The 13,835-nt window shown below is 70.6% G+C and carries 11 protein-coding genes and 1 pseudogene; 11 read left to right on the top strand and 1 reads right to left on the bottom strand.

Features of this window, described 5'->3' with window-relative positions:
- Window positions 1-144 precede the first annotated feature (144 nt).
- The 11 genes from ACQB60_RS10750 to ACQB60_RS10700 all read left to right on the top strand — a co-directional run bounded on the left by ACQB60_RS10750 (window position 145) and on the right by ACQB60_RS10700 (window position 13,279).
- Window positions 145-1,755, top strand: coding sequence for a hypothetical protein (locus tag ACQB60_RS10750; RefSeq protein WP_496925680.1), 1,611 nt, complete (start codon window positions 145-147; stop codon window positions 1,753-1,755).
- A 246-nt stretch (window positions 1,756-2,001) separates the two neighbouring features.
- Entirely contained in the window at window positions 2,002-2,310 is a 309-nt protein-coding gene (locus ACQB60_RS10745) for a DUF8827 family protein (protein WP_018527881.1), read from the top strand.
- Window positions 2,311-2,466: 156 nt separating this feature from the next.
- Window positions 2,467-3,300 carry a DUF8175 domain-containg protein gene (locus tag ACQB60_RS10740; protein WP_496925679.1) on the top strand — a complete coding sequence of 278 codons (834 nt, stop codon included), beginning with the start codon at window positions 2,467-2,469 and terminating at the stop codon, window positions 3,298-3,300.
- Window positions 3,290-4,657 carry a hypothetical protein gene (locus tag ACQB60_RS10735; protein WP_496925678.1) on the top strand — a complete coding sequence of 456 codons (1,368 nt, stop codon included), beginning with the start codon at window positions 3,290-3,292 and terminating at the stop codon, window positions 4,655-4,657. The genes ACQB60_RS10740 and ACQB60_RS10735 overlap by 11 nt, the downstream gene beginning before the upstream one ends.
- The gene (locus tag ACQB60_RS10730) at window positions 4,654-6,213 is read left to right on the top strand and encodes an SCO6880 family protein (protein ID WP_496925677.1); all 1,560 of its coding nucleotides are present in this window, start codon (window positions 4,654-4,656) and stop codon (window positions 6,211-6,213) included. The genes ACQB60_RS10735 and ACQB60_RS10730 overlap by 4 nt, the downstream gene beginning before the upstream one ends.
- 13 nt (window positions 6,214-6,226) lie before the next feature.
- Window positions 6,227-7,654 (top strand): ATP-binding protein, encoded by a 1,428-nt coding sequence (locus ACQB60_RS10725; protein WP_496925676.1) that lies wholly within the window; start codon window positions 6,227-6,229, stop codon window positions 7,652-7,654.
- Window positions 7,655-7,669: 15 nt separating this feature from the next.
- Entirely contained in the window at window positions 7,670-9,304 is a 1,635-nt protein-coding gene (locus ACQB60_RS10720) for a P-loop NTPase family protein (RefSeq protein WP_496925675.1), read from the top strand.
- Window positions 9,305-9,518: 214 nt separating this feature from the next.
- Window positions 9,519-10,460: an ATP-binding cassette domain-containing protein gene (locus ACQB60_RS10715; protein ID WP_496925674.1), complete on the top strand. Its 942-nt coding sequence runs from the start codon at window positions 9,519-9,521 to the stop codon at window positions 10,458-10,460.
- Window positions 10,457-11,263 (top strand): ABC transporter permease, encoded by an 807-nt coding sequence (locus ACQB60_RS10710; RefSeq protein ID WP_496925673.1) that lies wholly within the window; start codon window positions 10,457-10,459, stop codon window positions 11,261-11,263. Before ACQB60_RS10715 ends, ACQB60_RS10710 begins: the two co-directional genes overlap by 4 nt.
- A gap of 52 nt (window positions 11,264-11,315) precedes the next feature.
- Window positions 11,316-12,611, top strand: a complete 1,296-nt coding sequence (locus tag ACQB60_RS10705; protein WP_496925672.1) for a sensor histidine kinase — start codon at window positions 11,316-11,318, stop codon at window positions 12,609-12,611.
- Entirely contained in the window at window positions 12,608-13,279 is a 672-nt protein-coding gene (locus ACQB60_RS10700) for a response regulator (protein ID WP_384850880.1), read from the top strand. Before ACQB60_RS10705 ends, ACQB60_RS10700 begins: the two co-directional genes overlap by 4 nt.
- Window positions 13,280-13,340: 61 nt before the next feature.
- Here ACQB60_RS10700 and ACQB60_RS10695 read toward each other — a convergent pair.
- Window positions 13,341-13,835 (bottom strand): annotated as a pseudogene (locus ACQB60_RS10695) (hypothetical protein); the annotation flags it as partial.

The raw sequence follows: 13,835 nt of genomic DNA, 5'->3' as shown, positions 1-13,835 counted from the left end.
CCCCGCGAACACCCCGGACTGAAGTGTCCGAAGGGCCCGCCTTCTGGTGATTGACGCCCTGCCCAACCGTCCCGGATGGTAAGGGAATCGGGCGCTCTGCGATGCACACGCCGACGCCCCACCGTCGTACGGCCGGGGGCGCCGATGAGGGCAGCGGACGGACCACCGACAGGACCCGCCGAACCCACGGCACCGGCGACGACTCCCCGCCCCCACCCCCTCACCCGCGTCCTCACCCCCCTCACCGCCGCCCTCCTCAACCTCTCCGGCCTCGGCCTCGGCTACGTCCTCCTGCGCTGCCGGCCCCTCGCCGCCCTCTGCTGGGCCGCGACCGGCACGCTCCTCCTGCTCGCGCTGCCCGTCGACGTGAACGGCGTCCCCGGCGGCGTCCTCATCGGCTACCTCGTCTTCCTCGCCCTCGCGGCAGCCGACGCCGCACGCAGGGCGACACACACGCCCCGCCCGGCGGGGCACAGCCGCCCTCTCGCCCTGCCCCTCGCCCTGCCCCTCGCCCTGTCCCTCCCCCTCGGCCTCGCCCTGCTGGCCGTCCCCACCGGCGCCGCCCTCGCCTACCGGGCCGCGCAGGACGAGGCCGTCGAGCGGATGCTTCTCGACCGGCTCGACCGGGCCGACCGGCTCCTCGCCTCCGCCGAGGGGCGGCCCTTCGACGGCCCGGAAGCGAGCAAGTACGGCCAGGCGCTGGCCCTTTACCTCGACCTCGCCGACCGGCACCCCGGCTCCCGCGCCGCCCACCGCGTCCCCGACCGCCTCGCCGCGTACTACAGGGCCGTCGCCGCCCCGTACGCCGAGAAGCGGTACTGCGACGCCATCGAGCCCCTGAAGCACCTGCGCACGCTCCCCCTCCCCCGCACCATGGACCGGCACCGCCTGCGCGCCCTCGCCCGCTGGCCCGACGAGCGCCTCGCCACCTCCCTCTACGCGTGCGGGACCGACGCCCTGGGCACCGGCACCAACGAGAACGGCACCAGCGACAACTACCTCGGCCAACTCATGCGCACCTTCCCGCACTCCAGCCAGGCCGCGCGGGTCGAGCCCACCCTCCGTACCGCCATCGCCCGCCGCACCGCCGCCCTCGACGGCGCCGAGCCCTGCCGCGCCACCGACGAGCTCCGCGCCCTGCGCGCCACCGCCCGCGGCCTGCCCACCCGCACCGCGCGCCGCCTCGCCCGCACCGCCGCCGACGCGGCGCGCGAGGGCCACTACGCCTGCGGGATCGACGAGTTCAAGGACGGCAGGTTCGAGCGGGCCACCCGGACGCTCCGCTCCTTCACGGCCGCACACCCCCACGACCGGAGGGCCGCCCGCGCCCAGGACATCGCCATCGCCGCCGAGATCGCCGCCAAGCGCCCCCAGGCGGGCCGCAGGCTCCCGCCGGCACACCCCCCGGGCGGCCCCCGCGTCGACTTCACCATCAAGAACGACGGCCCGAGCCCGGTCGAGATCCTCTACACCGGCCCCGTCACCGGCCGCCTCCGGCTCCCCGCCTGCACCGGCTGCCACACCTACGCCAGCAGCGCCGAGGGCAGCCACAAGGCATGCAGGGCGGGAACCGGCCACACCTACCCCACCACCACCCTCCACCTGCCCCCGGGCGACTACCACTTCCTCCACAAACGCGGCGCGGGCCCCTTCGGCGCGATCGCCGACCACGCCGACGGCACCGAGGTCGAACCCGGCTACCGCTACACCGACTGCACCTACGTCGTGACCGACGTCCCCGCCTCACCGCTGTGACCTGCACGGTCACCACGCCGGACGCTCATTGCCCGGCGTCATCACGCGTGATACACAGAGTGACCATACGTTCCTTCGTATACCGTCCTGCGCCTCGCGCCCGAAGTCAGCCAACGAATGACGTCAAGTCGCGCTGCACAAGGGCAATTGTCAGCGAGAATGAGCTGACCTCTGCTCTGCGGTAGACAAGGTGCGCAGAGTGACGCAGAGGGCACGGAACTACCCACTAGGGGCGGTGAGTTACACATGCTTTTGGCAGCCGAGAAGGGCGACATCACCACCATCATCGGTGGAATCGCGCCGGACTGGGGCCCCTTCGGGAGCCTGGGCAACGAGGCACGCGTGATGATCGAGGTGGTGATGGCCGTGGCCATTCTCCTCTGCCTCGGAATCGCGATCTGGGGCGCCGCGAAGCAGCGCATCGGCGCGACGGCGCTGCGCGACACGTTCAGCGCGGAGCAGGGCAAGGGCCTGATCATCGCGGGCCTGACAGGAGTCTTCATCATCGGCTCGCTCGGCACGCTCTTCACGATCGTGTACGGGATGGCCGTCTAGCCCCCTCCCCGTCCCCCTCCGAGGTTGCAACTCCCCGATGTCCCGGATGTCCCTGATGCCGAGTCACCACACCCCGCCCACGCGGGAATCAGCATGGCTACCGTCGAACGTGGCGTACACGGCGGTTCGACGAGAGATTGAGGGGGCGTACGCGGCATGAGTCTCGGCGAGGATCAGGGCGGCGGTTACGGCGGCTCGGGCGAGACCCGCACCCGCCTCCCCGAGGGCGACTCCGACGTCTACGGCACCCCACGCAGACCCCCGCGCCGCTCGTCGTCCCGCAGCCTGGTCACGGTGGTGGGCGTGGTGGTCCTCCTCATCGCGGCAATCGCCTTCGCCAACCAAGGGGATGACGGAGGGTCATCCGGAGGCGGTGACGCAGAGGGCAAGAAGCCGGGCTCGGCCCCGACGGCGGCGAGCGGGACGAAGCCGGTGGGGGGGAAGAGCTCGGGGATTCCTTCGGGGTTTGCGCATGATGAGCAGGGGGCGCAGAGTGCGGCGTCGAACTACGCCGTTGCGCTCGGCGGGACCGGAATGTTCAAGGCAGAGAGTCGGCACGGCATCGTCGGCTCCATCTACACCCCCACCGCCGCGAGCAGGTTGCGTGGCCCCATGAACGACCTGTACTCCTCCAAGTTCCTCAAGAAGCTCGGCCTTGACGCCAACGGCGAGGCTCCGCAGGGCAACACCTTCGTATCGCGCACCATCCCGGTGGGTACCAAGGTGCAGAGCCATAGCAAGGACAACGCCAAGGTCTCGGTCTGGTACATGGCTCTTCTCGGCATGTCCGGACAGCGGTCGACGAACCCCGTCAGTTCGACGTGGCAGACCTGGACGTTCGAGCTGCGCTGGACCAACGGTGACTGGAAGATCGAGTCAGCCGCGCAGAAGACCGGTCCAACGCCGGTCCCGGGAGATGAGCCTGCATCAGCCTCCGATGACATCAGCAAGGCAGTGGAAGAGTACGGAGGGTTCACGTATGCCAGGTAACCCACGGTTCGTGCTCAGGCTGACGGGTGTAGTCGCCGCTGTTCAAACGACTGCCGTAGTGCTGGCTTCGCGTGCTTTCGCCGCACCGGATCCAAAGCCGTCAGACGATCCGTGCGACCTCATGACGGGCCCCGCCAAGAAGTACTGCGAAGGGGGCAACAGCGGCGGTAGCGGGGGAAATACTGGCAAGTACCCCACCGATGGCCCCCTCGACAACTCCACCATCGACCCCCTCTCCTCCCTCGCCAAGGGCTGCGCCAACGCCGCCTCCTGGACCGTCGACAAGCTGTCCTCCGCCGTGAAGGACACGGCGAACGTCGACTTCACCAACCCCAAGTTCCTGCAGCAGTACGCCGTCGTCTTCGCGGCCTCCACGATCCTGACCCTCCTCCTGTGGCTGCTCGCCGTCGCCAAGCGCGCCGTCCGCGGCGTCCCGCTCACCACCGCGCTCTCCGAGGCCGTCGGGTTCCTCTGGCTGACCGTGCTCGCCTCCGCGTTCACGCCCCTCGTCCTGTACACCCTCGTCTCGGCGACCGACGGCGTCACCGAAGTGCTCACGAAGTCCACCGGCGACCAGACCGACCAGTTCTTCGGGACGTTCTCCGAGGCGCTCAACAAGGGGAACGACATCGGGGGCGGGCCGATCATGCTGATCGTCGTCTCCCTCGTCTCGATCCTCGCCGCCGGCATCCTCGGCCTCGAACTCTTCATCCGCGCCGCCCTCCTCTACGTGGGCGCGCTGCTCGGCACCGTCGTGTACTCGGGGATGGTCGACAAGAACCTCTGGGGGCACGTGCGCCGATGGGCCGGGATCATGATCGCGGTCATCCTCGTGAAGCCCGTCATCGTCATCGTCCTCGGCCTCGCGGGCGCCCTCTCCGACGGCCCGGACGGCAAGGCCGACTCGCTGTCCGCCGTCGTCTCGGGCCTCGCCATCATCGTCCTGGCCATCTTCGCCAGCGCCATGATCTACCGGTTCGTGCCGGGCTTCGGCGACGAGATGGCCAGCGTGCGCAACAACCGCCTCTCGCGCGGCGCCGAGAACCGCGCCGCCGCCGTCATCAGCTCCCCGGCCTCCCTCGTGTCCCAGGGCATCAAGGCCCACAGCGGCCGCGGCGGCGACGGCGGAGGCGGGGGCGGGGGCGGCTTCAACCTCAGCAAGCCCGCCAACCCCGCCACCGGCGGCGTCGCCGCCCACAGCAGCCGCCCCTCCGGAGGCTCCTCGAACGGCGGCGGATCTGTCCCCTCCGCCGCACCCCAGCCCCGCAGCGCGACCAACACCCCGCACGCGGGCAACCGCAGCACCCGTCCCACCGGCAACAGCAGAACCAACCGCACGGGAGGTGAAGGGCGTTGACGACCCAGTCCCACGTGTCCCCACCGGTCACGCCCCGCCGCACATATCTCATCGGCCGAGCACGGCCGAACGCGATCGTCGGCCGCAACCGCGAGACCGGCGAGATCGCACTCATCATCGGCGGGGCCTTCCTCGGCATGATGTGCGGACTCCTCGTCCCCGTCCTGTCCCTGCGCATCGTGCTGCTCATGGGCTTCCCCATGCTCGCGATCGCGGCGGTGTACGTCCCGTACAAGCACCGGACGTTCTACAAGTGGTTCGAGATCAACCGCAGTTACAAGCGGAGCCTGCGGCGCGGGACCGCCTACCGGTCCGCCGCCCCCGAGGCCGGTGTCCGGTTCGACGGGCGGGAGATCGAGGTCGGACCGCCCCCCGGAATCGGCCGCATCAGCTGGCTCGCGGCGCCCTTCGGTCCCGACGAGATCGCCGTCCTCCTCCACGCGGACCGGCGCACCGTCACCGCCGCCATCGAGATCGAGGGGCCGGGCGTCGGGCTGCGGGACTCCGAGGACCAGGAAGCCCTCGTCGACCGCTTCGGGACGCTCCTGAAGCACGTCGCCAACGGCGACGGCTTCGTGACGCGCCTCCAGATGCTCGCGCGCACCCTGCCCGCCGACCCGGACGCACACGCCAAGGACGTCACCGTACGCGGCGACGACCGTGCCCTGCCCTGGCTCCAGGAGTCCTACGACCAGCTCCAGTCCATGGTGTCGACGAGCAGCGAGCAGCACCGCGCCTACCTCGTGGCCTGCATGCACTACTCCCGCGACCTGGCCGCCGAGGCCCACGCGATGGCCCGCGCGGCCCGTCCCCACGGGGGCAGGAAGCTGGACCGGGACGCGGGGCTCGCCATCGTCATGGCGCGTGAACTCACCGACATCTGCTCGCGGTTGCAGGAGGCCGACATCCGCGTGCGCCAGCCCCTCGGGCAGGGACGCCTCGCCTCCCTCGTGCACTCCATGTACGACCCGGACCACCCCATCGACCACATCCAGGCGATGACGAAACGTAATGCCTGGCCCGCCGAGCTCGACGCGATGGAGCCCACCTACCTCCAGGCCAAGACCCGCGAGTCCTCCACGCGCGACCCCTGGTGCCACGCCACGGCCTGGGTGAAGGAGTGGCCGATGACACCGGTCGGGGTCAACTTCCTCGCCCCGCTCCTCGTCCACACCCCGGACGTCATCCGCACCGTCGCCGTCACCATGGACCTCGAACCCACCGAGGTCGCCATCGAGCGGATGCTCACCGAGAAGACCAACGACGAGGCGGAGGCGTCCCGCGCCGCGAAGATGAACCGCACCGTCGACCCCCGCGACGTCGCCTCGCACACCCGCCTCGACCAGCGCGGCGAGGACCTCGCGAGCGGCGCGGCCGGGGTGAACCTCGTCGGCTACATCACCGTCTCCTCCCGCTCCCCGGAGGCACTCGCCCGCGACAAGCGCACCATCCGCGCCTCCGCCGGGAAGTCGTATCTGAAGCTGGAGTGGTGCGACCGCGAGCACCACCGGGCCTTCGTGAACACGCTCCCGTTCGCCACCGGCATCCGAAGGTAGAGGCTGAGCTCAGATGCGGGATCCGCTGTCCGTCCTCACCGATGCCTTCACCTCCTTCCTGTTCGGGAAGGTCGAGACGACCCGACTTCCCGTCCGCACGTCCACCGGCCAGGCCCAGGCCGTCTACCTGCCGACGGCCGCACCGGGCCTCGGCGACTCCGGCGTGATCATCGGCCGCGAGGTCTACTCCGGCAAGGGCTACATCTACGACCCCTTCCAGCTGTACGGGCAGCAGCTCCCGGCACCCCACTGGCTGGTGCTCGGCGAGTCCGGCAACGGCAAGTCGGCCCTGGAAAAGACGTACGTACTGCGCCAGTTGAGGTTCAAGGACCGCCAGGTCGTGGTCCTCGACGCACAGGGCGAGGACGGCGTCGGCGAGTGGAACCTCATCGCCCAGGAGCTGGGCATAACTCCCATTCGCCTCGACCCGACGGCCGCGCTCGACCACGGCATCCGCCTCAACCCCCTCGACCCCGCGATCACGACGACGGGCCAGCTGGCGCTGCTCCGCACGATCATCGAGGTCGCGATGGGCCACGGCCTGGACGAGCGCTCCGGCTTCGCCCTCAAGGTCGCGCACGCCTACGTCAACGAGACGATCGTGGAGCGCCAGCCCGTCCTCACCGACATCGTCGAGCAACTCCGCCACCCCGAACCGGAGTCGGCCGAGGCGATGAACGTCGCCATAGAAGACGTACGGGCCTGGGGCCTCGACGTGGCCCTCGTCCTGGACCGCCTGGTCGACGGCGACCTGCGCGGCATGTTCGACGGCCCGACCACCGTCGGCATCGACCTCGACGCGCCCCTGATCGTCTTCGACCTCTCCCACATCGACCGGAACTCGATCGCCATGCCGATCCTGATGGCGATCGTCGGCGTCTGGCTGGAGCACACCTGGATCCGCCCCGACCGGAAGAAGCGCATCTTCCTGGTCGAGGAGGCATGGCACATCATCAACTCCCCCTTCGTGGCCCAGCTGTTCCAGCGCCTGCTGAAGTTCGGCCGCCGGCTCGGCCTCTCCTTCGTGGCGGTGGTCCACCACCTGTCGGACGTGGTGGACGGAGCGGCGGCAAAGGAAGCGGCGGCGATCCTGAAAATGGCGTCGACCCGCACGATCTACGCCCAGAAGGCGGACGAGGCGAGAGCGACGGGCCGGGTGCTCGGACTGCCCCGCTGGGCGGTCGAGATCATCCCGACCCTCACGCCCGGCATCGCCGTCTGGGACGTGAACGGCAACGTCCAGGTAGTGAAACACCTGATCACCGAGACGGAACGCCCCCTGGTCTTCACCGACCGCGCCATGACGGAGTCGTCCTCCGACCTCACCGGTCTCGCCGACGACGACCCGCTGCGCGCGGCCGAACTGGAGGCGGAGGAGCGTGCGGCCTATATGGAGCGGCAGATGAACGGTCCCTCGTCGTCCGAGTCGACGGTGGCGTGACAGGTGGGACGCCCGATGCGTGACGGCCGCGACAACCGGTACGGACAAGGCAACCGGTACGGACAAGGCAACCAGTACGGACAAGGCAACCAGTACGGGCAAGGGGAGCGCTACGAGGAGCGGCGCGACGGCCGTCGCGTCTCCCCCCAACGGGGCATCCCCGACGGCCTGTTGGTGGGCTTCCTCGGCTTCGTCCTCGGCATGGCCCTGCTCACCTGGTCGGCGACGGGCCTCGCGGGCCTCTTCGCCAAGGGCTCCTGGCCGACGAACGTCACCTTCGCGCACACCCCCCTGGCCATGCGCTCCCTGATCGGCGCCCCCCACGACATCCCCGGCGCCTGGCCACAGACCCCGAAGGCCGAGCTGTCCGGATACGGCTTGTTCTGGGGCCTGTTCATCGGCCAGGTGATGGTGCTGCTGGTCCTGACAGTGTTCGTGATGGGGACGGTGACGAGGTGGAGGGCGGTGCGGAGGGCGCGGCGGGAGGAGCAGGTGAGCCCACGCGCCGGAGGCGCGGAGCAGCGTGCTCCGGAGGAGCAAGCAAGGGTGGGCGGTTGGGAGAACCGCCCCGGAGGGGCGGAGGAAACTGCCCGCGCCGGAGGCGAGGAGGAACCAGCCCGCGCCGGAGGCGAGGAGGAACCAGCCCGCGCCGGAGGCGAGGAGCAGAGTGCCCCACCCACAACGGTCCCCCTGGCAAAGCCAGTTCCCACCCCCCGTACGCCCTTGGTCCTGGGTGACCCGAACACCCGCCGCCCCCACGCGGTGCAAGCCATCCAGGACTCCGAGGGCGCCACCCTCGTGGTCACCTCCGACCCCACCCTGTGGGAGGAGAGCAAGGACGCGCGGGCCAAGCTCGGCCCCGTCCTGCTCTACGACCCCGCCCACCTCTGCGACACCCCGGCCCGCCTCCACTGGAGCCCCACCGCGGGCTGCGAGGACAAGGACACGGCGACCCGGCGGGCCACCGCCCTGCTCGCCCCGACCCGGCCCACCGCCAAGCTGGACTCCGCGCTCGCCGACACGGCGGAAACGCTCCTGCGCAGCTTCCTGCACGCCGCCGCCGTCGACGGCAAGCCGATGAAGCACGTGCACCGCTGGGCCCAGGGCACCCAGGTCCAAGAAGCCGTACGCATCCTCCGTACGCACCCCAAGGCGTCCTCCGGAGCCGCGGGCGAACTGGAGGCGGCCCTCACCGCCTATCCCGAACGCCGCGACATGGCACAGGAGTTGATCGCCCGCTCCTTCTCCGCGCTCTTCACCGTGAACATCCGTGAAGCATGCACACCAAACCGAACTGATGCGCTTGCCCTGGATTCCTTCATCAATGAAGGGGGCACGCTTTTTGTGGTGGGTGAGGCCATCGAGGACCCCAAGTCCCGTCTGGGGCCCGGTGCGATGCCCCTGCTGACGGCGCTCACCTCAAGCGTGGTCGAGCACGGCCGGCGCATGGCCGAACGGTCATCCTCCGGTCGGCTCGACCCACCAATGACGCTCGTCCTGGACGACGTCGCGGCGGTGGCCCCCCTGCCCCAGCTGCCGGAGCTGCTCACCGGCGGAGCGGACCGGGGCCTGGCGACCCTGGCCCTGCTCCGCTCCCAGGAACAGGGCCGCACCCGCTGGCCGGACGCCGAACTCCCCGTAGGAACCTAGGCACCTGGGCACCTGGGCACCACCGACGCCACCGCAGGGCCGAGTGCCGGCAGGCACCGCGCCCGTAAGGGCCCAGCCCCTGAGCACCCCGTACGACCCAGGGGGCACCCTGACAAGGGCCACCCCCTCCGTCGTACCCCGGTACTACGCCCACCGCCCACGTCCCACCCCCGGTCCGACGGACCCGGCCCGCACGCCGGGCACGATCGACACCATGATTCGGGCACACGGACTCACCAAACGCTACGGCGCCAAGACCGTCGTCGACGACCTCTCCTTCGAGGTCCGCCCCGGCGCCGTCACCGGCTTCCTCGGCCCCAACGGCGCGGGCAAGTCGACGACGATGCGCATGCTCCTCGGCCTCGACGCCCCCACCCGCGGCCGGGCCACCATCGGCGGCCGCGCCTACGCCGCCCACCCCGCTCCCCTCCAGGAGGTGGGCGCCCTCCTGGAGGCACGCTCCGTCCACCCCGGCCGCTCGGCCTTCCACCACCTCATGGCCCTCGCCCACACCCACGGCATCCCGCGCTCCCGCGTCGAGGCCGTCCTCGACCTGGCGGGCATCCGCGAGGTCGCCGCCAAGCGCGTCAAGGGCTTCTCGCTCGGCATGGGCCAGCGCCTCGGCATCGCCGCCGCCCTCCTCGCCGACCCGGCCACGATCATCCTCGACGAGCCGGTCAACGGCCTCGACCCCGAGGGCGTCCTGTGGATCCGCAACCTCCTCAAGTCCCTTGCCGCACAAGGCCGTACGGTTCTCGTCTCCTCCCATCTGATGAGCGAGATGGCCCTCACCGCCGACCACCTCGTCATCATCGGCCGCGGCCGGCTGCTCGCGGACACGACGGTCGACGAGTTCGTACGGCAGTCCGGCACCGGCTCCGTCAAGGTCGTCACCCCCGAGGCGGGCCTCCTCGGCGAGCTGCTCGCGGGCCCCGGCGTCGAGATCACCAGCGACAGCCCCGGCGTCCTCGAGGTGCGCGGCACGGACGCCGAGCACATCGGCCGCACCGCCGCCGCCCACGCCCTCCCCCTCTTCGAACTCACCCCGCACACCGTGTCGTTGGAGCAGGCGTTCATGGACCTCACCCACGACGCCGTCGAGTACCAGGCCACCACCGCCCCTCGGGGCACCACCCCTACGGGAGTCCCCGCATGAACGCCACCGTCACCGCCACCGCCACCGCTCCCACCACCGCGCACCCCTACAAGGTGACGCACGCCCGCGTCCTGCGCTCCGAGTGGCACAAGCTGTGGTCCCTGCGCTCCACCTGGATCACCCTGGCCCTGGCGAGCGCCTTCGTCCTCGGTGTCGGCATCATCATGGGCGCCACCTACGACGGCGACGACGCCGAGATCGACACCGTCGTCTTCACCCTCTTCGGCACCCAGCTCTCCCAGGTCTGCATCGCCTTCCTCGGCATCCTCGTCACGGCGGGCGAGTACTCGACGGGCCTGGTGCGCGCCACCATGACCGCGGTCCCGCGCCGCCTCCCCGTCCTGTGGTCGAAGGCCGCGATGTTCACCGCCATCGCCTTCACCCTCGCCCTCGTCACGAACGTCGTCACGTTCCTCGTCGCCCAGATCTGGCTCGGCGACACCGACAAGGCGCTCTCCCTCGGCGACTCCGGCGTCCTGGGCGCCCTCGCGAGCAGCGCCGCGGGCATCACCCTGCTCAGCGTCATCGCCCTGTCCCTCGGCGCGATGCTGCGCTCGGTGCCGGGCGCGATCGGCGCGTTCGTGGGCGCGGTCCTTGTCCTGCCCGGGGTGCTGGGCATGCTGCCCTTCGACGCCGTGGAGAAGTCCCTGCGGTACTTCCCCGCCCAGGCGTCCAGCGCCCTCGGCTCCGTGGCCCGGGTGGAGAACACCGTCGCCCCCGGCACCGCCCTGCTCGCCCTCACCGTCTGGGCGGCGGCGATCCTCACGGCGGCGGCGCTGCTCCTGAAGCGCCGCGACGTCTGAGAGAAAGCTCTTGCTCTACGAGGCCGGGTCCTCGCTGTACGAGGATGAGACCGTGACCGAGACAAGGGAGCAGGGGGCGGCCACCGAGCCGCACCCCCTCACCCAGTACCTGCAGCGCCTCACCCAGCGGGTGCGCGCCTACGACAGGCGCCACCCGCTGCCCTGGGACGTGCTGGTGACGGTGGTCTTCGTGATCGCGTCGCTCACCGACGCGTCCGGCGGCTGGCGCACCACCGCGGCCAATGACCACGTGGCGGGGTGGCTGGTCTTCCTGATGAGCGTGGGCCTGTCCGTGCCGGTGCTGTGGCGCCGCCGCCACCCGCTCGTGGCCCTCGCGGTGATGACCGCGGCGAACGTGGTCAGCAACTGGACGGGCGCCTGGCTGCAGTCGGCCCTGATCCAGTTCGTCGTCGTCTTCAACATCGCGCTGCGGCTGCCCCTGAAGACCCTGGGCTGGGCGGCCGCGATGACGACGCTGCCGATGGCGGCCAGCATCGTCCGCTATCCGAAGGGCAGTTGGGACCAGCTGATCGTCCCGCAGATCTGGTCCTTCGCCCTGGTCGCCCTCGCGGGCATCGCCGTCCGCTCCCGCCAGGACTACACACAGGCCCTGGTCGAGCGGGCCCGCCAGCTGGAGGTCGAGCGCGACCAGCAGGCCCAGCTCTCCGCGGCCGCCGAACGCGCCCGCATCGCCCGCGAGATGCACGACATCATCGGCCACAACCTCTCCGTCATCACGGGCCTCGCGGACGGCGGCTCGTACGCGGCCAAGAAGTCACCCGAGCGCGCCGCCCAGGCCCTCGAAGCGATCGGCTCCACCAGCCGCCAGGCCCTCGGCGAACTCCGCCGCCTCCTCGACGTCCTCCGCGACGACACCCCCGCGACCGCCGCGGCCCCCGCCGACCTCACCCCGCAGCCGGCCCTCACCGACCTGGCCCAACTCCTCGACGGCGTACGGGCCGCGGGCCTCCCCGTCCGCAGCACGGTCAAGGGCCACCCCGACGCCCTCCCCCCGGGCAGCCAGCTCACGGTCTACCGCGTGGTGCAGGAGGCCCTCACCAACACCCTCAAGCACGGCGGCCCCGGGGCGACAGCGACGGTCGACATCTCCGCCACCCCGGACGGCGTCACGGCCACGGTCACGGACACAGGCACCGGCGGGACACCGTCTTCGGCGTCTTCGGCGTCTTCGGCCCCGGGCCGCGGTCTTACGGGCATGCGCGAGCGAACCGCCCTGTACGACGGCACACTTGAGGCGGGCCCGGCCCCCGGCACCACGGGCGGCTGGCGAGTCCACCTCCACCTCCCGTCCTTCTCCCCTCTCGCAAAGGACAGCGGAACACAGTGACCACGGTGCTCATCGTCGACGACCAGCCCATGCAGCGCTTCGGCTTCCGGATGCTCCTGGAGAGCCAGGACGACATGACGATCGTCGGGGAGGCGGGCAACGGCGCGGAGGCGGTCCGCCTCACCTCCGAGCTCCGCCCGGACGTCGCCCTCATGGACATCCGCATGCCCGGCCTCGACGGCATCGAGGCCACGCGCCGCATCGTCGCGGCGGGCGACCGCACCCGCGTCCTGATCCTGACGACGTTCGACCTCGACGAGTACGCGTACGCGGGTCTGCGCGCCGGCGCTTCCGGCTTCCTCGTCAAGGACGCCCAGCCGGAGGAGCTCCTCTCCGGCATCCGCGCGGTCGCCACCGGCGACGCGGTGGTGGCCCCCAGCCTGACCCGCCGCCTCCTCGACGCCTACGTGGACCAGCTCCCCGACGCCCCCGGCTCCCCCGGAAACCCTGTCCACGACCCCCGCATCGCCTCCCTGACGGACCGCGAACGAGAGATCCTGACGGTCATCGGCCAGGGCTGGACGAACGCGGAGATCTCCGCGCGACTCCATCTCGCGGAGTCGACGGTGAAGACGCACGTGGGCCGCATCCTGGCGAAGACGGGGGCACGGGACCGGGTACAGGCGGTGATCCTGGCGTACGACACGAAATTGGTGAAGCCGTCCTGACACCACCGGCCACCGCGCCGTCGCCCCCGACCGCCTACATCGCCTACATCACCTACATCACCTACGACGTGGTGTTGTTGCCTGGATAGCAGAGCCCATGCGCGACACCGGTGATGCGCGATGCCTGCTTCTTGCTGATGCCGAGTTCCCGCACTGTCTTCTTGAACTGGTCCCCGATGGCTGCTCCCCGGACAGTGCAGAGCGCATCCCCATGGGCGACGAGCTCCTCATCACCGATGCGATCCAGATCCGGATAGTTGTCGCGAATGGTCTTGAGGAAGAACGCGGGCTGCGCCCCCTTGAGCCCAGGCCCTTTGGCTGCGCTGGCAGAGGCACTGGCTGACGGAGCGGCACGGTCGGACGCAGACGTCCGCGCCGATTCCCCCGAGGCGCTCGAAGGCTTGTCATCGGAAGGACCGCAGGCCGACGTGCCGAGAGTGAAGGCAGCCATGAGTCCGAGAACGAGCAAGGGATGACGCTTATGCATGGATCTCCTGGTACATCGTGAAAGAAGGATCATTCTCCCTGATGCCCGATCCATTCCATAAACGGCCTC

This window comes from Streptomyces odontotermitis (genome assembly GCF_050510915.1).
Taxonomy (GTDB): domain Bacteria; phylum Actinomycetota; class Actinomycetes; order Streptomycetales; family Streptomycetaceae; genus Streptomyces.
This window is presented reverse-complemented; position numbering and strand designations above follow the sequence as displayed.

Excerpts from the sequence above, each read along its gene's own strand:
- ACQB60_RS10750 (WP_496925680.1), top strand. The coding sequence starts at position 145 with ATGAGGGCAGCGGACGGACCACCGACAGGACCCGCCGAACCCACGGCA.
- ACQB60_RS10745 (WP_018527881.1), top strand. The coding sequence starts at position 2,002 with ATGCTTTTGGCAGCCGAGAAGGGCGACATCACCACCATCATCGGTGGA.
- ACQB60_RS10740 (WP_496925679.1), top strand. The coding sequence starts at position 2,467 with ATGAGTCTCGGCGAGGATCAGGGCGGCGGTTACGGCGGCTCGGGCGAG.
- ACQB60_RS10735 (WP_496925678.1), top strand. The coding sequence starts at position 3,290 with ATGCCAGGTAACCCACGGTTCGTGCTCAGGCTGACGGGTGTAGTCGCC.
- ACQB60_RS10725 (WP_496925676.1), top strand. The coding sequence starts at position 6,227 with ATGCGGGATCCGCTGTCCGTCCTCACCGATGCCTTCACCTCCTTCCTG.
- ACQB60_RS10720 (WP_496925675.1), top strand. The coding sequence starts at position 7,670 with ATGCGTGACGGCCGCGACAACCGGTACGGACAAGGCAACCGGTACGGA.
- ACQB60_RS10715 (WP_496925674.1), top strand. The coding sequence starts at position 9,519 with ATGATTCGGGCACACGGACTCACCAAACGCTACGGCGCCAAGACCGTC.
- ACQB60_RS10710 (WP_496925673.1), top strand. The coding sequence starts at position 10,457 with ATGAACGCCACCGTCACCGCCACCGCCACCGCTCCCACCACCGCGCAC.